Source organism: Pseudomonas cremoris (assembly GCF_014230465.1).
The window spans coordinates 14557-33509 of record NZ_JAAXCY010000015.1; the positions used below are offsets into that span (position 1 = coordinate 14557).

The 18953-nt window shown below is 59.7% G+C and carries 16 protein-coding genes; 9 read left to right on the forward strand and 7 right to left on the reverse strand.

Going from position 1 to position 18953, the window contains the following annotated elements; translation table 11 throughout:
- Position 1: 1 nt before the first annotated feature.
- Positions 2–1123: an aromatic ring-hydroxylating oxygenase subunit alpha gene (locus tag HF257_RS29435; protein ID WP_185705586.1), complete on the reverse strand. Its 1122-nt coding sequence runs from the start codon at positions 1121–1123 to the stop codon at positions 2–4.
- 285 nt (positions 1124–1408) lie between these two features.
- Between HF257_RS29435 and choX the strand changes: the two genes are divergently transcribed.
- Both choX and HF257_RS29445 read left to right on the forward strand, forming a co-directional pair.
- A complete protein-coding gene (gene choX / locus HF257_RS29440) occupies positions 1409–2326 on the forward strand; it encodes a choline ABC transporter substrate-binding protein (RefSeq protein ID WP_185705584.1) in 918 nt (305 codons plus the stop codon).
- A gap of 53 nt (positions 2327–2379) precedes the next feature.
- A complete protein-coding gene (locus HF257_RS29445) occupies positions 2380–3546 on the forward strand; it encodes a gamma-butyrobetaine dioxygenase (RefSeq protein WP_185705581.1) in 1167 nt (388 codons plus the stop codon).
- Between the two features lie 157 nt (positions 3547–3703).
- Here HF257_RS29445 and HF257_RS29450 read toward each other — a convergent pair whose 3' ends face one another.
- The 3 genes from HF257_RS29450 to HF257_RS29460 form a co-directional block, all read right to left on the reverse strand.
- The gene (locus HF257_RS29450; RefSeq protein WP_233100302.1) at positions 3704–5305 is read right to left on the reverse strand and encodes an ABC transporter substrate-binding protein; all 1602 of its coding nucleotides are present in this window, start codon (positions 5303–5305) and stop codon (positions 3704–3706) included.
- A 268-nt stretch (positions 5306–5573) separates the two neighbouring features.
- On the reverse strand, positions 5574–5879 hold the full coding sequence (locus HF257_RS29455; RefSeq protein WP_185705577.1) for a DUF6482 family protein: 306 nt from the start codon (positions 5877–5879) through the stop codon (positions 5574–5576).
- Between the two features lie 101 nt (positions 5880–5980).
- The gene (locus HF257_RS29460; protein WP_185705575.1) at positions 5981–6523 is read right to left on the reverse strand and encodes a DUF3833 domain-containing protein; all 543 of its coding nucleotides are present in this window, start codon (positions 6521–6523) and stop codon (positions 5981–5983) included.
- A gap of 151 nt (positions 6524–6674) precedes the next feature.
- On the opposite strand from HF257_RS29460, the gene HF257_RS29465 reads away from it, so the two are divergent.
- The 5 genes from HF257_RS29465 to HF257_RS29485 all read left to right on the forward strand — a co-directional run bounded on the left by HF257_RS29465 (position 6675) and on the right by HF257_RS29485 (position 11013).
- A complete protein-coding gene (locus HF257_RS29465; RefSeq protein WP_185705573.1) occupies positions 6675–7268 on the forward strand; it encodes a TetR/AcrR family transcriptional regulator in 594 nt (197 codons plus the stop codon).
- A 184-nt stretch (positions 7269–7452) separates the two neighbouring features.
- Positions 7453–7980, forward strand: coding sequence for a cysteine hydrolase family protein (locus HF257_RS29470; RefSeq protein WP_185705571.1), 528 nt, complete (start codon positions 7453–7455; stop codon positions 7978–7980).
- A 92-nt stretch (positions 7981–8072) separates the two neighbouring features.
- On the forward strand, positions 8073–9026 hold the full coding sequence (locus tag HF257_RS29475) for a 2-hydroxyacid dehydrogenase (protein WP_185705569.1): 954 nt from the start codon (positions 8073–8075) through the stop codon (positions 9024–9026).
- Positions 9027–9155: 129 nt separating this feature from the next.
- Positions 9156–10223, forward strand: a complete 1068-nt coding sequence (locus tag HF257_RS29480) for a phosphotransferase family protein (RefSeq protein ID WP_185705567.1) — start codon at positions 9156–9158, stop codon at positions 10221–10223.
- A 22-nt stretch (positions 10224–10245) separates the two neighbouring features.
- The gene (locus tag HF257_RS29485; protein ID WP_185705565.1) at positions 10246–11013 is read left to right on the forward strand and encodes an SDR family oxidoreductase; all 768 of its coding nucleotides are present in this window, start codon (positions 10246–10248) and stop codon (positions 11011–11013) included.
- 36 nt (positions 11014–11049) lie between these two features.
- Here the strand turns inward: HF257_RS29485 and HF257_RS29490 are convergent, their stop codons facing one another.
- Positions 11050–12786 carry a hypothetical protein gene (locus HF257_RS29490; protein WP_185705563.1) on the reverse strand — a complete coding sequence of 579 codons (1737 nt, stop codon included), beginning with the start codon at positions 12784–12786 and terminating at the stop codon, positions 11050–11052.
- Complete coding sequence (locus HF257_RS29495) at positions 12783–16094, reverse strand: calcium-binding protein (protein ID WP_233081300.1); 3312 nt, start codon at positions 16092–16094, stop codon at positions 12783–12785. The genes HF257_RS29490 and HF257_RS29495 overlap by 4 nt, the downstream gene beginning before the upstream one ends.
- Before the next feature lie 154 nt (positions 16095–16248).
- Here HF257_RS29495 and pdxR point away from each other — a divergent pair, with 154 nt between their 5' ends.
- Together pdxR and HF257_RS29505 are read left to right on the forward strand one after the other, a co-directional pair.
- Complete coding sequence (gene pdxR / locus HF257_RS29500) at positions 16249–17682, forward strand: MocR-like pyridoxine biosynthesis transcription factor PdxR (RefSeq protein ID WP_185705559.1); 1434 nt, start codon at positions 16249–16251, stop codon at positions 17680–17682.
- Between the two features lie 84 nt (positions 17683–17766).
- Positions 17767–18168: a cupin domain-containing protein gene (locus HF257_RS29505; RefSeq protein WP_185705557.1), complete on the forward strand. Its 402-nt coding sequence runs from the start codon at positions 17767–17769 to the stop codon at positions 18166–18168.
- Positions 18169–18303: 135 nt separating this feature from the next.
- Here HF257_RS29505 and HF257_RS29510 read toward each other — a convergent pair whose 3' ends face one another.
- Positions 18304–18933 carry a DNA-3-methyladenine glycosylase I gene (locus HF257_RS29510; RefSeq protein ID WP_185705555.1) on the reverse strand — a complete coding sequence of 210 codons (630 nt, stop codon included), beginning with the start codon at positions 18931–18933 and terminating at the stop codon, positions 18304–18306.
- Positions 18934–18953: the final 20 nt, after the last annotated feature.

Genomic DNA, 18953 nt, shown 5'->3' on the forward strand with positions numbered 1-18953 from the left:
CTCAGTCGCTGTGCTGGGTACGGGCGATGATGTTGTGGAAGTGCGCGATGCCATGCTCGCTCAGGCCGCTACGGGCCTTGTCGGTCATGATCCGGCCCTGGCCGCGATAACCACGGGACTTCAGGCCGCGCTGCACGCTCTCCACCAGCCGCAGGTCTTCGGGGCGAAACACGTCGCGGTACCACTCGATCAGCGCTTGCTGCTCGGGGGTGATGTCTTTGTTCAGGAAGTACACGTCGTAATGCTGCAGGGTGGTGTTGGCGTCCACCGGGAACTCGTAGATCACCGTCATGAAGTTGCCGCCCGGTGGCATGTTGAACATGCTGCAGGGCCAGATCCAATAGCCGGAATACTTCGCCGCATCGCCCGTGTCGTCGAACTGGAACGAGCGCTCGGAGGATTTCGCCCGCCCAAACTGCAATGACCAATTCTGGAACAACGTATGGGTGTATTGGCTGACATCCACCGAATCGGAGAACCCCGGATGCGCCGGCGCGCAGTGGTAGCACTCCTGGTAGTTGTCAACGATGGACTTCCAGTTTGCCGCCGTTTCACTCACAAACCGCGCCGCCAGGTGCAGGTCGTCAATCACCGGGCAGGCCTCGCGCATACTGGTTTCCAGTCCCGGCAGTTGCGCTTCGACGGTACCGGCGGCGTTGTCCATATTGATGAAGATGAACCCCGCGTACTCCTCGACCCGCAGTTGCACCAGGCTGGAGTTGTCTTTGTCGAAGTCGGCGACGCTTTCGCAATTGCGCGCGTGGGCCAGTTCGCCGTCGAGCTTGAACGCCCAGGCATGGTACGGGCAGGTGATGACATTTTTCGCCTTGCCGCTGCCGGTCAGCAATTGGTGGCCACGGTGTGGGCACACGTTATAGAAGGCCCGCAGCACTGCGTCGCGGCCGCGCACGACAATGATGCTTTCGCCGACAATTTCCCGGGTGATGTAGGCGTTGCTCTCGGCCACCTCGCTGCGATGACCGATACAGATCCAGCTCTTGGCGAAGATCGCCTCTTTCTCCTGCTCAAACACCTGTGGTTGCGTGTAATACGCAGCCGGCAGCGTGTGAGCGCGTTCGACATCGGCACAAAAATCGGCAGGCAATTTCAGGAAGGTGTTCACGATCGGCGGTCTCTTGGGTTATTGTTGTTAACCATTGGTTTACGAAAAACCTCTGGTTAACAAAATAATCTCGGAAACCTGCGAGAAAAGCAATGGCTGGGATCCACGCAACTACTGAAAATTATTTCACTAGTGTTATTGAAATCTATTTCAGTAGGGATTATGTTCGCCTCAACTCGCAGCTATGCGCAGTGTCTTGCCCTATTACGTGTTGCTGACAATAAAAACAAAGCTCCGGATAACCGTTAACAAGCATCTGCCCAATCAAGCCTGGAGGAATGAACAATGCGCACCGTGCCCCGCTACCTGAGTGTGTTTACCCTGATGTTGTGTTCCGGCTCACTGCTAGCAGCCCCGGACAGCGCCTGCAAGCAGATCAGAATGGGCGTCGCCAACTGGACGGATGTGATGGCCACCAGTGCCATCGCCAAGCAATTGCTGAGTGAAATGGGCTACGACGTGAAGCAAACCTTCGCCTCGGAAAGCATCATCCTCACCGGTCTCAAGGACAAGAAACTCGACGTGTTCCTCGGCTACTGGGACCCGTTGATGAACGCCGAAATCCAATCCCTGAAAGACAACCAGCAGATCACCGTCTCCGCCGCGCCCAACCTGACCCATGCAAACGCCACCCTGGCCGTGCCGAAATACTTGTTTGACCAGGGCCTGAAAACGTTCGCCGACATCGCCCGCTTCAAGGATGCCCTGGGCGGCAAGATCTACGGTATCGAGGCCGGCTCGGCGACCAACCAGCAATTGCAGGCCTTGATCGACACCGATCAATTCGGTTTGAAGGGCTTTCGCATCGTTGAATCCAGCGAGGCCGGCATGCTTGCCGAGTTGCAACGCGCGGTGAACCGCAAGACCCCAATCGTGTTCTTCGGCTGGGCGCCGCACCCGATGAATGTGAACTTCGACATTCAATACCTCACCGGCAGCAACGACACCCTCGGCCCACAGGAAGGCGCGGCCCAGGTGTGGACCGTCACCACGCCGGCGTTCGGCCCGCGCTGCCCCAACGTCCAGCGCTTGCTGGATCAACTGACCTTCACCACCGCCAGCGAAAGCGCAATGATGGTGTCGATCCTGGCGGGGCAAAAACCCCAGGACATGGCCCGCGAGTGGCTGAAAAACCACCCCGACGATCACCAGCGCTGGACGGCCGGTGTCACCACCTACAACGGCGAACCCTACACGCCCTGAGACCTCAATCGAACGCCCCCGCTGCACCACACTTCATTGTTGAGGAGATAGCCATGAGTTCGATTGCCGATTATCGCGTGTACCCCCTGATCAGCTCGCTGGAGACGGTCGAGTGCCTGGAAGACCAGGTGCACGTCAAATGGGCGGACCAGCGCCTGAGCCCCTTTCACTACCTGTGGCTGCGGGACAACTGCCCGTGCTCGGAGTGCGTGTATGGCGTCACTCGAGAGCAAGTCTTCGAAATTGCCGACGTACCGGAAAACCTGCGCCCCCACAGCGCCGAAATCGACCCCGAGGGCCTGCTGCTGATCAACTGGGAAGACGGCCACCGCAGCCGTTTTGAACCCGGCTGGCTGCGCGCCCATGCCTATGACGATGCCTCGCGCCAGGAACAGCTCGAGCGCCGCGGGCAAAAACACTATTGGCACCATGACCTCGACCTGCCGGTGTTCGACTACCAAGGCGTGATGGAGGAACCCGAGATATTGCTGCAATGGTTGCTGGCGCTGCGCGATATCGGCCTGACCCAAGTGCGTAACGTGCCCACCGACCCCGAGTCGCTGATTGCGCTGGCCAAACGTATTTCGTTTATCCGCGAAAGCAATTTTGGTGTGCTATTCAACGTCAAGCCCAAGGCGGATGCCGACAGCAACGCCTACACCCCGTTTAACCTGCCCTTGCACACCGACCTGCCAACCCGTGAGTTGCAGCCTGGGTTGCAATTTCTGCACTGCCTGATCAACCAGGCCAGCGGCGGCGACAGCTTGTTTGTCGATGGTTTCAGCGTGGCCAGGGCACTGCAGGAAGAGGACCCGGCAGCGTTCCGCCACCTGTGCGAAATCCCGGTGGAATTTCGCAACAAGGACCGCAACAGCGACTACCGCTGCCTGGCACCGATCATTGCGCTGGACGCACGCGGGGAAATAGCCGAAGTCCGTATGGCGAACTTTCTGCGCGGCCCGTTCACCACCGCACCACAGTTGATGCCCGCGCTCTACCATGCCTATCGACGCTTTATCGAACTGAGCCGCGAACCGCGCTTTCAGTTTCGCCGGCGCTTGAATGAGGGTGAACTGTGGTGTTTCGACAACCGCCGCAGCCTGCACGCCCGCGATGCTTTCGACCCGACTTCGGGCGTGCGGCATTTGCAGGGGTGCTATGTGGACAGGGATGAGCTGTTGTCGCGTATTTTGGTGTTGGAGCGTCAGCGTATGCTTTAACAGAATGGAGTTGTGGCCTTATGACTGCTCGCACCCAGGGGTGATTCTCGCTGTAGGTCGTGAAAGCGTCATGCGAAGGACGACGCACACGCAAACCGCAGTGGTGCAATGGTTTATAACTACCAAGTCTTTTCGCAGGGGCACCACACAAGCAGCCTCAAGCCTGGGCAGCGATACTTGCTTTGCTTTGGAACATGGCGGTGTCGGCTTTGAAAATCAGATCATCCAGACCTTCGCCATCTTTCGGATACCACGCCACCCCTAGGCTGGCGCTGACCTTGATCTGGCTGTTTTTCCATGGAATGGGCAGGTCAACGGCCTTGCAGATATCCTGGGTGATGCGCTGGATATCGCTTCTATGATGCGCGCCGTCGAGCAGCACTACGAATTCGTCACCGCCCATGCGCGCGGCTATTTCGAACTCGCGAATATTGGATTTGATGGCCGTGGCCACATGGATCAGGATGGCATCGCCTGCCTGGTGGCCAAAACGATCATTGATCTGCTTGAAGTGATTTAAGTCGATATAGCACAGGGCCAGATGTTCTCCACGGCTCTTTGCGGCCAGCAGCTTCTGACTCGCAAAGGGAATAAAACTATTTCGATTGGGTAAGCCAGTCAGGCTGTCATAGAAGGCCAGCTTGTGTACTTCCTCTTCAGCCAGTTTGCGTAACTTGATCTCGTTGCGCAGATGGCGCTGGGCATTTAACAGAACCAGAGCGAACATAAGGACAAGCGCACAGCCAATACTGATCAGCACAATGGTCTTGCGCAGCCGCTCGACGAGCTGTGGCGGGTTTGGATCGTAAATGAAGTTTTCCAGACCGGCGATATTGTCAACCATACCCAGCTCGAGAAAAGTTTCAGCCATTCGTTGCCAACGCCCTGGGTTCATATGACCGATCTCTATCAGGTCAGATACCACCAGCGGACGCATGGCTTGAGCTTCGAATTGCAAGTGCGCGCGACTTTTCTCCACCGAATACTGATTGAGCAGCAGGTCTATGATTTGCTCGGGGTTATCCATCGCGTAACGCCAGCCGCGCAAGGTAGCGCGGCGGAAGGCCTCTACCCGCTGTGGATTTTCGTCAATCTCGGCCTGGCTGGTGAACAGGATGTCACTGTAGAAGTCGATCCCATAAGTGACGGGCGAGATGATGTTGTAATCCACGCCCCGCTCTTGCAGGTAGAAGGGTTCGTTGGTCAGGTACGAGTTGAACGCCGCCACCTTACCGCTGGCCAGATCCCCAATTTGAAAATTGCTGGGTAGCAGTTGTAGTTTTTCGAGGGGTATACCCTCGCTACGGAACATCGCCAGAAAATCAGCATCGGTCTGTGCATCCATCAGCATCAACGGCTTGCTGATCAGGTCGTGCACAGTGCGAATACCTTGGTCTGTGCGAGCCACGAGCACGGAAGGTGAATGCTGAAAAATCACCGCCAGCGCTACCAAGGGCTTTCCATGCAGACGTGCGTAGAGCAATTCACTGTTGGCTTCGCCGTATTGGGCACGCCCAGAGAGCACTTCTTCGACCGGTGTGACGTTGGGACCACCTTCGTGCAAGCGCACGTCCAGTCCTTCTTCGCGGTAATAGCCCTTTGCGATGGCGGCATAGTAGCCCGCGAACTGGAACTGATGTTTCCAACGTAGCTGTACATCAATCACCTGCTCGGCGCCATTCTGTTGAGCGCCAGGAACCGCCCACGCAGCCTGACCCCAGACCAGCAAAAAACACAGCAGTCGGCGCAGCCAAACCAAGAGAAGTTTCTCCGACGGTCCTGGCGTGTTAGAACAGCAACAGAGGCTAGGCATGGTGATAGTCCGTGAATCGCGCTTATCGTTGAGCGTGCAAGGCACGGCGGTTCATTCTGACATCACTCATGCGGGGCCAGCAATCGCGCGCCACGATAACCAAAGCGGCCGTTGTCCTCGCTTGCGGCGTAGATGGTGTTTGGTTCCCTACTACAGGCAGCTACCGGCCAGAACCGGTCGAAAGGCAATTCGATGAGGCTCGGCGTTGTCCGATTCATAATGGCGGGGTAAGCGAAAACGGAGTGCGCAGCTCTTCGACAGGCCCTGAGTCCCGGCCGCACATTTCGTCGTGCGCGCATTGCTGTACCAGCACGCAAGGAAATGCCGGGACGGTCTGCAGCAAGTCACGCAGGTGCGTGATCGAACGCAGGTGCATCGGTTTAGCCGCATGATCAAGCAATGTGAATTGGCCGTGATCCAGGCGGATTCGTGCCAGGTAGAAACCACCTTCGAGTGACAGCAGCTCCAGCTCGCGGACTTCACTGTTGGCCGCATGTTCGGTGAGGGTCTGAAGGTTCATGCTCACTCCTTGCCTACCAGGGTAGGCGTTCTCCATCGTAGGCAAAGAAATGGCCGCTGTCGGCCGACGTCTACGGGTCAATCAAGGTCAGTAACCGCGGCTCATTGGCTCGCTCCGACGCCCTGGCGACGGAAGAACAATGTCACCTGACCGACCTCTACCCCCAATTTGGACATGCTGGTGCGGTTGATCAACGTGTCCTCGTCCATCAAATACATCCAGTCGTCCATGCTCATTTCGTAGGTCGAGCCGTCGACCGGCAGGTTCAGGCGATAACGCCAGCGCAAGGTGTTTCCCGCGACTTGGCCCTTGGCGACACCCACCACATCACCCGCGCGACCGCTCCAGCGCCCATCGCCCTCTGGCGTGAGGACCCAGACGCGGCGTTGGCGGGTGCCGTCGCTGTACAGGAACTGCTCGTCGAGAATCAGGTTGTTGCCCTCGCGCCGGCTGACAATGTTGACCTCGAAACGCTTGGCAACCTCACCGCTGCGTTTCTGAAACATGCCCCACGCTTTGACGGGCTGGCTGAAAAAACGCTCCAGGTTCAATGCCGGTTGCTGATCCGCATAACGGTTCACATCCACACTGCCGCAGCTTGAGACGCTGAGTACCAGTGTCAATAACAGTAGAAATCTGGTCATTGCCTTACTCCCTGAAGCACAGTGGTGGAGTGAGTTAAGTGTCGAAATAAAGCGCTCAGTCACAATACATTCCCCTAAAAATCTATTTCAGGATCGTGACTGATCCTGTAGTTTTCAAACCGTGCCCGCCGTTCATCCAGAGTACCCTGTCATGCCCCGCGTCTCCCGCAAACAAGCCGAACTCAACCGCGAAATCATCGTCGACGCCGCCACCCATTTGTTTCGTGAGCGCGGCCTGCACGGCATCAGCCTATCCGACGTCATGGCCGCTGCCGGCCTGACTCACGGTGGGTTCTACGGCCACTTCGCGTCCAAGGAAGCGCTGGCGACCGAGGCTTGCCAGCAAGCATTCGAACACGCGAACCAGGGCTGGCAGGAGAAAATCAGCCGCAGCGACGATCAACCCGCCGCCCGCCAGGCCGTGTTGGGCCCCTATTTGTCCGCCGCGCATCGTGACAACCCCGGTGATGGTTGCCCGGTGTCGGCCTTTGCCCCGGACATGTGCCACGAACCCGCCGATACCGCGTTGCAACAGGCCTTTATTGACGGCGTCGAAGCGTCGCTGGCAGTGTTTGCCCAGCTTCAGGATGACGACCGCCAGGCCATGCTGGCCAAGTACGCGATGATGGTCGGCGCCGTTACCCTTGCACGTGCGACAAGAGGCAGTGCCTTGTCAGACGAATTCCTAGAGGCTGTACGAAACACCCTAGTCCCCGTTGACAGCCCCGTGCCTGTCCCAGCATGATCGGGCCATGAACCTTATTCAGATGCACCTCACCCGTACCACCACCACGACCGCTTCCGGCGGGTCGCGCGGTGGCTGTGGGTGCTTGAGCTAAACACCTGACAGATTCAACCCAAGGCCCCGCCAGCAATGGACGGGGCCTTTTTTATTGCTCCGCCACCTGGCAATCACAAGGAGCAACACCATGGCTGACGCCCTGCTGATCATTGACATGCAAGCTGGCCTGTTCGATGGCCCGGAAAAGCCCTACGCGCGCGAGCGTTTGTTGGACACTATCAATCAGCTGATTCAGCGTGCTCGCAGCGCCAACGCCCCAATCTTCGTCGCCCGCCATACCGGCCCGGCGGGCTCGCCAATTGCGCCAGGCAGCCCTTTATGGCAGCTGTGGCCTGCGTTGGATGTGGACGAATCCCACGATCACCTGTTCAACAAGACCCGCCCGAGTTGCTTCCTGGGCACCGACCTTGAGCAGCAATTGAACGCCGCACAGATCAATGAATTGGTCATCGTGGGGATGAAAACCCAATTCTGCATCGACACCACTTGCCGGGTAGCTGTGGAACGGGGGTTTTCAGTGGTGCTGCCAGAAGACGGCCATACCTGCATGGATACCCCGGCATTGCCGGCCCAGGCGATCATTGAGCACCATAACGCGACGTTGGCGGGAGCATTTGTGAAGCGGGTTCGCGCCGAACAGGTCGATTTCCTGTGATCTCGACGCACAAATTTCATGCTTGAAGCAGACGATCCGTATGACAAATCACGCATACTGATCGTCTCAAACCCCTCAGGAAGAGCCTTCCGATGTCCACCACTGTTCTGGTCCTGGTTGAAACCATCAACGAATACCTGCAAATCATCGAAAGCAATGACTTTCACGTGATTCTGGCGCCGACGCCTGCCGAACGTGCCCAGGCCATCAAGGCCCACGGCGGGCAGATCAAGGCGGTGCTGACCCGTGGCCCGCTGGGTTTGTACGCTGAGGAAATCGCTGCGCTGCCGTTACTGGAGATCATCTGTGTGATCGGCGCGGGCTATGAACATGTGGACCTGCAAGCCGCCAGCAACCGTGGGATCGTGGTCACCAATGGTGCGGGGGTCAACGCGCCGTCGGTGGCCGATCACGCCATGGCCTTGTTGCTGTCGTTGGTGCGCGGCATTCCACAAACCGACGCCGCCGTGCGCCGCAGCGAATGGCCGAAAGTCATGCGCCCGTCCCTGGGCGGCAAGCAATTGGGCATCCTTGGCCTTGGCGCCGTGGGCCTGGAGATTGCCAAGCGCGCCGCCCTGGGGTTTGGCATGGAGGTGAGTTATCACAACCGCCAGCCGCGCGATGATGTGGATTACACCTACTGCGCCACGGCTGTGGAGTTGGCACGCAACTCGGATTTCCTGATCCTGGCTACGCCCGGCGGCGCCAGCACCCGCCACCTGATCGACCGCCACGCCCTCGATGCACTGGGGCCCAATGGCTTCTTGGTCAACATCGGTCGTGGCAGCGTGGTGGTTACCGACGACCTGGTAGCCGCCCTTGAACAGCGCCGTATCGGCGGCGCGGCACTGGACGTATTCGACGATGAACCCAAGGTGCCCGACGCGCTCAAGCGCTTGAGCAACACGGTGCTGACCTCCCACGTGGCAGGCCTGTCACCGGAAGCCGCCCACGACACCGTGCAACGTGTGGCCGACAACCTGGTGGAGTATTTTGCCGGTCGCCCGGTACTCACACCGGTTGCCCTGCCCCCGCCCGCAAAATGACCGATCAGGCACGCTGATCATCATCCAACACGCTAACCTATTAAGCCGCCCCGACCTTGTCGCTGGGCGGTTGTGCGCATTAGATTAGGAAATAGTCCAAGGCCTTTAAAATAAGCAGAAGGGATAAGCATGGCGCTGAATGACCAATCGACCCAGATTCGCCCAGGTGAAGAACTTGATGCCAGCCTGATCGATCCCTACCTCAAGGCCCATATCCCGGGCCTGAGCGGCACGCCCACCATCAGCCAGTTCCCCGGCGGCGCGTCGAACCTGACCTACCTGCTGGAATACCCCGGCCAAGAGTTCGTACTGCGCCGTCCACCGTTTGGCCACAAGGCCAAGTCCGCCCATGACATGGGCCGCGAATACCGCATTCTCAACAAGCTTAAAGACGGCTTTCCGTACTGCCCCAAGGCGTACGTGCATTGCACCGACGAGTCGGTGATCGGTGCCGAGTTCTATGTGATGGAGCGCGTCAACGGCATCATCCTGCGCTCTGACCTGCCAGCCGAACTGGGGCTGGACGCTGCCAAGACCGAAGCGCTGTGCAAGAGTTTTATCGACAAGTTCGTCGAGCTGCACCAAGTGGACTACACCGCGTGCGGCCTGGCGGATCTGGGCAAGCCTGAAGGTTATGTGGAGCGCCAGATCCGTGGCTGGAGCGACCGCTACGAAAAAGCCCTGACCCCCGATGCCCCAAGCTGGGAAACGGTACGCACCTGGCTCCACGACAAGATGCCCGCCGACCACCCGACGTCGAGCATCGTGCACAACGACTACCGCTTCGATAACGTGATCCTCGACCCGCACAACCCGATGCAGATCATCGGCGTGCTGGACTGGGAGCTGACCACCCTCGGCGACCCGTTGATGGACCTGGGCAACACCCTCGCCTATTGGATCGAAGCAGCGGACCCAGCACCGGTGCAACTGATGCGTCGCCAGCCGAGCAACGCCCCTGGCATGCTCACTCGCCGTCAGTTCGTCGACTACTACGCCGAGCGCTCAGGCATCCAGATCGACAACTTCGACTTCTACTACACCTATGGCCTGTTCCGCCTGGCCGGCATCGTGCAGCAGATCTACTACCGCTTCTTCCATGGCCAGACCCAGGACAAACGCTTTGCGCAGTTCATCCACATGAACAAGCTGCTGGAGCAGATGAGCCTGCAAGTCATCGGCAAGTCCGCGCTCTGATCGACAACAACAAGGAACCCTCATGTCCAAGACCAACCTGTTCGACCTCGACGGCAAGATTGCCTTTGTTTCAGGCGCCAGCCGTGGCATCGGCGAAGCCATCGCCAAGTTGCTGGCTCAGCAAGGCGCCCACGTGATCGTCTCCAGCCGCAAGCTTGAGGGTTGCCAGCACGTGGCCGATGCGATCATCGCCGACGGCGGCAAGGCCACGGCCGTTGCCTGCCACATCGGTGAAATGGAGCAGATCACCCAAGTGTTCGCCGGGATTCGCGAACAGTTCGGTCGCCTGGATATCCTGGTCAACAATGCCGCCACCAACCCGCAGTTCTGCAACGTGCTGGACACCGACCTCGGGGCGTTCCAGAAGACCGTTGACGTGAACATCCGCGGCTACTTCTTCATGTCAGTGGAAGCCGGCAAGCTGATGCGCGAAAACGGTGGTGGCAGCATCATCAACGTGGCGTCGATCAACGGTATTTCCCCTGGCGTGTTCCAGGGCATCTACTCGGTGACCAAGGCCGCCGTGATCAACATGACCAAGGTGTTCGCCAAGGAATGCGCTGCCTTTGGTATTCGTTGCAACGCCCTGCTGCCAGGCCTGACCGACACCAAATTCGCCTCGGCGCTGGTGAAAAACGATTCGATCCTGAAAATGGCCCTGGCGCAAATCCCGCTCAAGCGCGTCGCCGAGCCGAGCGAGATGGCTGGCGCGGTGCTGTTTCTGGCCAGTGATGCGTCGAGCTACACCACGGGTGTGTCGCTGAATGTGGATGGGGGTTTCCTCTCCTGACTTGAAACTGCCGCCCCTCACAAGGGGCGGCACGCTCTACATACGCACCGGCCTCATATCGATCAAAAACAACAACAGCCGTCCCTCGGGCGTGGTCGCGCCGATCACCTTGAACAGTCGATTATCCCGCATGGCCTGCCGCACCAAACTACCCGCATCGCTGCGTCCAGCTTCAGTGCCCAACGTGTAGTTGATCCAACCATCTTCCATCTGGAAGTCCGGGTTCACCCGCGCCATGTTCACATTGGAAAAACGGCCACCGCTGGCTGTTGAGACGTGCTTGACCTCCAGCAGATACACCGCATTGGTCGGCCCCTGGAACACCAGATCAAAACCGTTCTGGCCCTGGTTGTAGGTGCCGCCCGGGATGATCCGATAACCTTCACTGGCGAGGAAATCCCGATACATCTGCTCATTCTTTGCCCCTCGCGCCAAGTTGGCATTTCTGTCCAGCGCACGCCATTCATTGAGCAGCACATCCTGCTCAGGTGTCCGCAAACGTGCCGGATAATGAAGCTGATCATTGGCTACCACCGCATTGATGTTGAACCCACCTTCCCGGGTGGAACTCACCAGCCCCATACCCTGTAATGCATCGAACCGGGGGAGCCCAACGGGCAGCGCCTGGGCGTTGGCCTCGGCGGTAACAGCGGCACGCAAAGCGTCGTAGGGGTAGCCATGCTCCCAGATGTGCGTATCGATCAGTCGCCCCTGCTCCAACGCCGGCGCGCTCCTGATGGATGAGGTATTGAAGGCAATAAGCTGGCGCGCGTACTGCCGCAGGTAGCAGTAGGTCTTTCGATTGCTTTGCGACATGACCCCGACGGCCATAGAGCCACCGTCTGGGGTATAGCCGTGCAGGCGCCGCGCATCACGAATGATGTCGGTGATAGCGTCGAGCCGCAGTTCCGGGACCCATGCGCCTGTTCGGCTACCGGTCTCGATAGGGATATCCGGCAATCCGGCACTCGTGTCAGCGCACACCGTTCGCATTCTCCTCGCCGGGTCGATACCAATTCGACACACCGAACCTTGAAGCAGTAGGTAGGTCCCCAAGATTTCGCCATGGATCTGGATCATTGCGTCTTCTTCGATTTTCCCGCAGATCTTCCGATCACCCTGCGCATCGATTCTCTCAACGACGGATTTAGGCAACCCCGCCTGTTCAAAACAGTAATCACCCGACGGGGTCGAAAAACAGCGCTTGCCGGCGATCGAGGGTGTCGTGTGCCCTGCCGGTCCTTGCACTTGGTAGTCCGGCAGGGTCCACCAGGGGTCCAGCCGCCCGGTCAGGCCCATGGAAGGCAAAGGTACGGACGCCGTGCCGGCATGAGTGCCAGGCGCCAATCGTGTCCACATCAACGAACCCGGTACTGGGTTTAACACGGGACCGCTGGCGTGCAGCGCATGGGGCAGGCGCTCACGGTAAGTGCCGCTCGCAGCATCGTAGACCACGAGGACCGTCTCGTTGCTGTCCAGGTTCAGGTAAGTACGTTGATTGACCGTACGTACGCCGGTTGTCGAAGGCTCGCCCAGCGCGGCACTCTGTGGAACCAGTACCGCAACCGGAGCCGTCGGGGCAAAGTCAGGCAGCTCAAGCAGGCTTGGAACCTGCGCCTGCACCAGCGCCGAGCTGCCTTGAAGCAGAGGCGTGGAAGGAATACCAACCGCTCGCGAACGCGGTGCGGCAAAATCCCGGTCGGTATCCCCTGTGGGCGTACGCCGGGCAGGGTTGGATGTGTCGGCAGAAGACGACTTGGGTGGTTTGTTCATAGCGTGGCAGGCCTCATCACCAGTTGTGCAGGGGTCAATACGCGCGCAGGGTCAGACTCCAGCCCCCAGCGATCGCCCAACACGTCGTAAAAAATCACCGATTGCTCGTCACCGGCCAACCCCAGGCCGATCACCCGCAGCGTGCGTATCACCAGCGAGAGGAACTGGCGCAAGCGTTGCAAATGCGCCCAAGCGGCGGCAACGGTGGTGCAAAAATGCAGGTTCAGTTGCGACGGAAATACACTCGCCAGGTCTTGGCGCACCTCGTAGACATCCCCGTCGCTGGTATGGATACTCACGTGCTCCAGGGGGACATCCGGGTCGGTGCTGTCGGGCAGGTGCAGCGTCACGTTTCCCAAGGTCAATGTCGCCCCATCGAGGCTGATCTGCCCGTGTTCGAGGGGCTCTGTACGTACCCGCCAGGAAGAGGCATCAGTGGTCTTGGACAAGGCCCCGGGTGTCGACAGGTAAAGGGTTGCGCCGGGGCTTGTGATGACGTCATACGTCGAGGAACGCCCCAGCAGTACGTAGTCCTGCCGGTGCGGTGGCGCAGGAATCACGACCTTTTGCGGCAGCGACTGCAAGTGCACGCCTTTACCAACAGGTGGCCGTACGAACGGATACACCCCAGGTCGAAGCAATAATGCGACGCGTCCATCCAGCGTCTTCAAACCGGGTTCGGCGCGATCATGCAAATAGTGTTGCGGCACCGGGTCAAGCCGATAAGACACGCCATCGCGCAGAATCAACACAAACCGACAATCGAGTTTCAAGCGGTTGGCCATGATGCTGGAGGCGACATTGGTGCGCGTCCCCCCCCTATCACTGGCGTAGTCCCGCACGACCAGGCGGCTGCCGTCGCAGAAGCCCAGAGTCAGGGCTACCTGCCCATACGTCAGCTCATCGAAATATCCGAGCCGTCGGCAAGTCACGTGATAACCCGCCTGCACATGGACCAACTCCGACGCGTCATAGTCCAGGTACAAGGTGCACGCCGTGACGTCGCCCTTGAGCGGTACCCGCACGGTTTTCTCTGCCGGCCCGCGTGTGATGAAGCAGCGACTGGCCTGGCCCGAAGGCACCACAAACTCACCCTCGCCCAACAGACTTCGCAACTCGGGCCCATCACGTGGGCCGTGCAAGGCGACCGTTACCGCACCGGCATCCTCTTCAGTCAACTCAGCCGCCAACACCGGTACCAAGGTGTAACCGTCCGCCGTGATGAAACGCAGGCTGTTGTTCCTCAACACCCGTTTGCCCGAATCGCGCGTGTACAAGCCGTCGATCTTGATTTCACGCTCGGTCAACTCGCCATCCTCACCCCGTCGCGACAGGATGATCAGCGCGCAATCACGAATAAACCATGCCGTAATCGCCGCCGCCTCCCAGCGCATCTCGACCAGGCTGCCTTCGTGCCAATCCTGTTCGTGCAAGGTGACCGTGCCGCGATTGCTGGCAATCACATAGCGGTCCTTGCCCGCACCGCCATCCACCCAGGCGTAAGTGCCCTGGACCCACAGCGTATCGTCACCAGGGCCGCCCTCGATCCGGTCGTTTTCGCCTTGGGCGATCAGGATATTGGCAGCGGACGAGCCCTTGACCTGGCTGGCCACGCCTGCCGGTGTCGAGACGTTTTCGATGGACTCCAGAACCATCACCTGCGCCGCATCAGCCAATCGCGTTACGCTGCCTTTTTCCAGGTCGATCCCATAACCCTGGGTGTCCTCCGGATACTGGCGGGTGTTCAACAGGTGCAGCGTATTGTTGCCTTCCCCACCGTGCAGCGCACTGGCCGGCATTGCACTCGCCTGGTTGCCAAAGGTGCCCGCTGGAATATCAAACAAGAACTGGTCGTCGCGGCTGCCGCCGGTCAATTGCTTATGCCCATCGCCGTACGCAAAGAAATTCGGCAGGTTGCCCACGCCTTTTACATCATCGTTTCCGCCCCCCAGCCGCCAGAGAACGCCCGCATCCGCAGAAGCCTGGCCCTTCACTACACCGGGTAACTCATCAACCGTCAGCGAAGACGCATCGATAACGTCGTCCGCATCACTGACCCGCGGCTGCGTGGTATCAACGTAGGGCAACTCCCCCAGCGCCTCGTGCCATTGATGCTTCCACCCCAGACCCGGGCTCATGCGAACCACATAGGCACCATTGACCACCGCCTGCACCGTGCCCTTGAGCGCGCCCCTAAGCCAGGCCTCGGCCTGGGACGTCAGTTGCATGGCGTGGGCCTTGTCCATTTTGGCGATGACGTAGCGGTCGATCAGGTCCTTATCCAGCGTCTTGCCGAGAAACGTGAACCACCCCGCCCGCAGCCGCTCATGCGTACTCAGTTCGATGTAATCATCGATCTCGTCCACCTGGCGCGCCGCGCCATAAATCTGCGCCCCCACAATCAGCACCACGGCGGCAGCGATACCCAGCGGGCCGGTATAACTGAACCCCGCCAGGGCAGCGATACCCAACACCACGCCCAAGGTTGCGCTGGCGATACTGAAACCGGCGCTGACGTAATAGTCCATGGCTTCTTTGCCGCTGGTTTTTATCGCTTGCTTGAGTGAAGTGACGGCACTGCTGATGTCGAACGGCAACGTCAGGGCCAAGGCAAACAACCCTGCACCCCGACGCAACAATTGGCCCGCCGAACTGACGGTAAAGCCTCTGAACAGGCGGGCACCGTTCCCCAACATCCGCGTGCCCAGTGACTCCAGCGCGATTTCCAGTGCGCCAGCGGTCAGTTCCGCGAGCAGTTCGGAACCGGCCTCCAGCATCTGCTCGATATCACCCTTCTGGATCGCCTCGACCAACGCATTGATCGCGCTGTAGTACCCATAGAGTTGCAGCCCATACGCCACGGTTGACAGGCCCCGACTTTTCGCGACGTCCGCCCAGGGTGGCGCGCCCTCAATGGACGCCGTCTGGTGCAGGTTGATGCGCTGGACCGCGTTCAGCAGACTGTCGAGCTTTCGCCAGGAGCCTTTGAGCGCCTCATTCGGGATCGACTGCATCAACGGCGGCGCTTGCATCGAACGCAGGCTGGCAAATTCAAACAGCAGGTTGGCGCTGCTGTCGCTGAGTGCAGGGTGAAGGCCGAGAAATTGCTTGAGCGCCGCCTCGGGGAAGCGGATCAAATCGATCAGCGTTTGATCGGCTTCGCGCCCTTTGAGGTGATCGGGACTGACAGGCATGCCCAGCACTCGTGCGCCCATCTCGACCAATGTGGTGCGTTCAACCCTAAGCTCACCTACCACCAACGGCCCCAGGCGGGTATCCAGGCTGGCGTGTGTCTGTGTTGTGGTCATGCGTGCGGTTCCCTGTGCCATAACATTTAAGGGCGCAGGGTGGCTGGAAATAAAACGCATGCGGCGGTAGATAAGCCTACTGCGCTGCCAAGTCGATTTTGAAGCGCACGCCTGAGCGCGTAACCTTGGCGCAGACCCCGCCCCGGAAAAACCCATGGAACTGCACATCGTCATCACCGGCCGCAAGGACCTGGCCGTCCAGCTTTACCAGCAGCTGCGTGAAGCTATCGCCTCCGGGCGCCTGGCTGCCGGTGCGCAATTACCTCCCAGCCGCCTGCTCGCCGAGCAATTGGGCGTATCGCGCAAAACGGTATCCGACACCTACGCCACCCTGACCTATGAAGGCTTGCTGGTGGGCAAGACCGGCAGTGGCACCTTTGTGAACGCCTGGGCGCCGCAGCCCGGTCGCGTGCAAACCGCCACCGACCTGGCCTGCGCCGCCAACCTGGCAAAGTGGGCGTCGCTGCCCTCGCCCATGCGCCACCCCACCCGCGACAGCACATTGCGTTATGAATTTATCGGCGGCGCGACGTCGCGTAACCAATTCCCACAGGATGAATGGCGTCGCTGTACCCAGGACGCCTTACGGCGCATCGCCCAGCACAGCGGTTTTTACAGCCAGCCGGAGGGCCTGCCGGCACTGCGCAGTGCCATCGCCGGGCATATCGCGTTTTCTCGCGGGGTGAAATGCCGTGACAGCGACATCGTGGTCACCAGCGGCGCCCAGCAAGCCCTGGACCTGATCGCCCGTGTGGTTTTGGAGCCGGGCACCATCGTGGCCATGGAAGACCCCGGCTACAGCCCCGCACGCCAATTATTCATGGCCATGGGCGCCCGTGTCGCCAGCGTGCCAGTGGATGAAGACGGTATCCAGGTCGAGGGTATTCCCGAGGGCACGCGGCTGATTTATGTAACGCCCTCCCACCAATTCCCCCTCGGCATGCCCATGAGCCTGGCGCGCCGCGAAGCCTTGCTGGCCCGCGCGTTCAAGTTGGGGGCGATCATCATCGAGGACGACTACGACAGCGAATTCCGCTATTCAGGGCGCCCTACCGACTCCCTGCAAAGCATGGACACGCGTGGCGTGGTGACCTATGTCGGTACGTTCTCCAAGACCCTGTTGCCCGAACTGCGCCTGGGCTATGCGGTATTGCCGCCAGCCATTCATGGCGCGGTACTCAAGGCCAAACAACTCACCGACCAACACAGCTCCACCCTGGCGCAATGGGCGCTGGCCAAGTTCATCAGCGAAGGTTACCTGCTCAAGCACATCCGCCGCTGCCACACGGTGTACGCCGGGCGGCGCGAGCGCATCCTGCAACGGCTGGCGGGGGACTTGTCGCCGTGGTTCGAAGTGGTGCCCAGCGTGGCCGGGTTCCACATGGCCGCACTGTGCAAGGTGCCGCTGAGTATCACGTTGTTGATTGAAATGGCGCGCGAGGCCGGTGTGGGCCTATATCCGCTGCATGTGTTCTTCCACGACGCACCGGTCAGACCGGGCCTGATCATTGGTTTCGGCGCCATCGAAACCCTCGACATCGACCCGGCGCTGGACAAGGTGCGCGACATTCTCCAGCAGATTGGCTAGGGCATTTTCCGCAGGATTGGACATTGGTCACCTGCGCCCATGGGCGTAGGGTGACCTGGTCTCGAACTACTCGGAAACCTCACCATGAAAACCCTGCTCGCTGCCGCGCTGATGCTCGCCTCCCTCAGTGCCTTTGCCCATGAACCGGTCTACAACCAGGAATCGATCAAGGTGTTGCAGGAACACGCGCTGACCAATGTGCCTGGCAAGAAAACCATCATGCTTACCGTGGACTACGCGCCTGGGCAAGCGACCGTACCCCATAGTCATACCGGGACCGCCGTGGCTTATGTGCTGGAGGGTTCGATCACTTCGAGGGTCAATGATGAGAAGGCGGTCACCTACAAGGTCGGCGAGTCGTTCTACGAACCGGCCGGTTCCCGGCACTTTGAATCGAGCAATGCCAGCCAGACCAAACCAGCCAAACTGCTGGTGGTGATGGTGCTGGATGACAAGGCTGAGGTGCTGACACCCCTGCCACAATAATCAGCCACGCAACAGGCTAAATGTGGGAGCGGGCTTGCTCGCGAAAGCGGTGGCTCAGTCACAGATGTATTGACTGAATGACCGCATTCGCGAGCAAGCCCGCGCCCACAGTTTGATCTGTGTTCAAACCGAGGTTCAGGGGCGCTTGAACTGGCGCCGCAGTACTTCAATCTGCTGCCGGCACGCACAGCCTTCGAGGTGATCATTGACCATCCCCATCGCCTGCATCAGCGCGTACATCGTGGTCGGCCCCACATAGGTCCAGCCACGTTTCTTCAGGGCTTTGGATAGCCGTACCGAGGCGGGCGAGGTTGGATTACCGGTCCAGTAAGCCATATCCACCACGTCGGGCCGCTCGTCCTCGGCAGGCTCAAAGCTCCACACCCAACGCGCCAACGAGCCGGTCTCGTCCACCAATTCACACGCCCGGCGCGCATTGTTGATCGCCGATACGATCTTCGCCCGATTGCGCACAATGCCCGCGTCCTGCATCAACCGCTCGATATCCGCTTCGCCATACTGCGCCACCCGGCGAAAATCAAAGCCCTCGAACGCCCTCCGGAACTGCTCACGCTTGCGCAGGATGGTGATCCACGCCATGCCCGCCTGGAAACCTTCGAGGCAAATCTTCTCGTACAGCGCACTATCATCCGCCACCGGCACGCCCCATTCATGGTCGTGGTAGCGCGGGTATTCCGGCGCGGCCGTGCGCCAGGTGCAGTGCGTGAGCCCTGTTGCGTCAGTGGTCAGCCCTGGTTTGTCCATCCATCACCTCATTTGCCGAG

Excerpts from the sequence above, each read along its gene's own strand:
- choX (WP_185705584.1), top strand. The coding sequence starts at position 1,409 with ATGCGCACCGTGCCCCGCTACCTGAGTGTGTTTACCCTGATGTTGTGT.
- HF257_RS29445 (WP_185705581.1), top strand. The coding sequence starts at position 2,380 with ATGAGTTCGATTGCCGATTATCGCGTGTACCCCCTGATCAGCTCGCTG.
- HF257_RS29455 (WP_185705577.1), bottom strand. The coding sequence starts at position 5,879 with ATGAACCTTCAGACCCTCACCGAACATGCGGCCAACAGTGAAGTCCGC.
- HF257_RS29460 (WP_185705575.1), bottom strand. The coding sequence starts at position 6,523 with ATGACCAGATTTCTACTGTTATTGACACTGGTACTCAGCGTCTCAAGC.
- HF257_RS29465 (WP_185705573.1), top strand. The coding sequence starts at position 6,675 with ATGCCCCGCGTCTCCCGCAAACAAGCCGAACTCAACCGCGAAATCATC.
- HF257_RS29470 (WP_185705571.1), top strand. The coding sequence starts at position 7,453 with ATGGCTGACGCCCTGCTGATCATTGACATGCAAGCTGGCCTGTTCGAT.
- HF257_RS29475 (WP_185705569.1), top strand. The coding sequence starts at position 8,073 with ATGTCCACCACTGTTCTGGTCCTGGTTGAAACCATCAACGAATACCTG.
- HF257_RS29480 (WP_185705567.1), top strand. The coding sequence starts at position 9,156 with ATGGCGCTGAATGACCAATCGACCCAGATTCGCCCAGGTGAAGAACTT.
- HF257_RS29485 (WP_185705565.1), top strand. The coding sequence starts at position 10,246 with ATGTCCAAGACCAACCTGTTCGACCTCGACGGCAAGATTGCCTTTGTT.
- HF257_RS29490 (WP_185705563.1), bottom strand. The coding sequence starts at position 12,786 with ATGAACAAACCACCCAAGTCGTCTTCTGCCGACACATCCAACCCTGCC.
- HF257_RS29495 (WP_233081300.1), bottom strand. The coding sequence starts at position 16,094 with ATGACCACAACACAGACACACGCCAGCCTGGATACCCGCCTGGGGCCG.
- pdxR (WP_185705559.1), top strand. The coding sequence starts at position 16,249 with ATGGAACTGCACATCGTCATCACCGGCCGCAAGGACCTGGCCGTCCAG.
- HF257_RS29505 (WP_185705557.1), top strand. The coding sequence starts at position 17,767 with ATGAAAACCCTGCTCGCTGCCGCGCTGATGCTCGCCTCCCTCAGTGCC.
- HF257_RS29510 (WP_185705555.1), bottom strand. The coding sequence starts at position 18,933 with ATGGACAAACCAGGGCTGACCACTGACGCAACAGGGCTCACGCACTGC.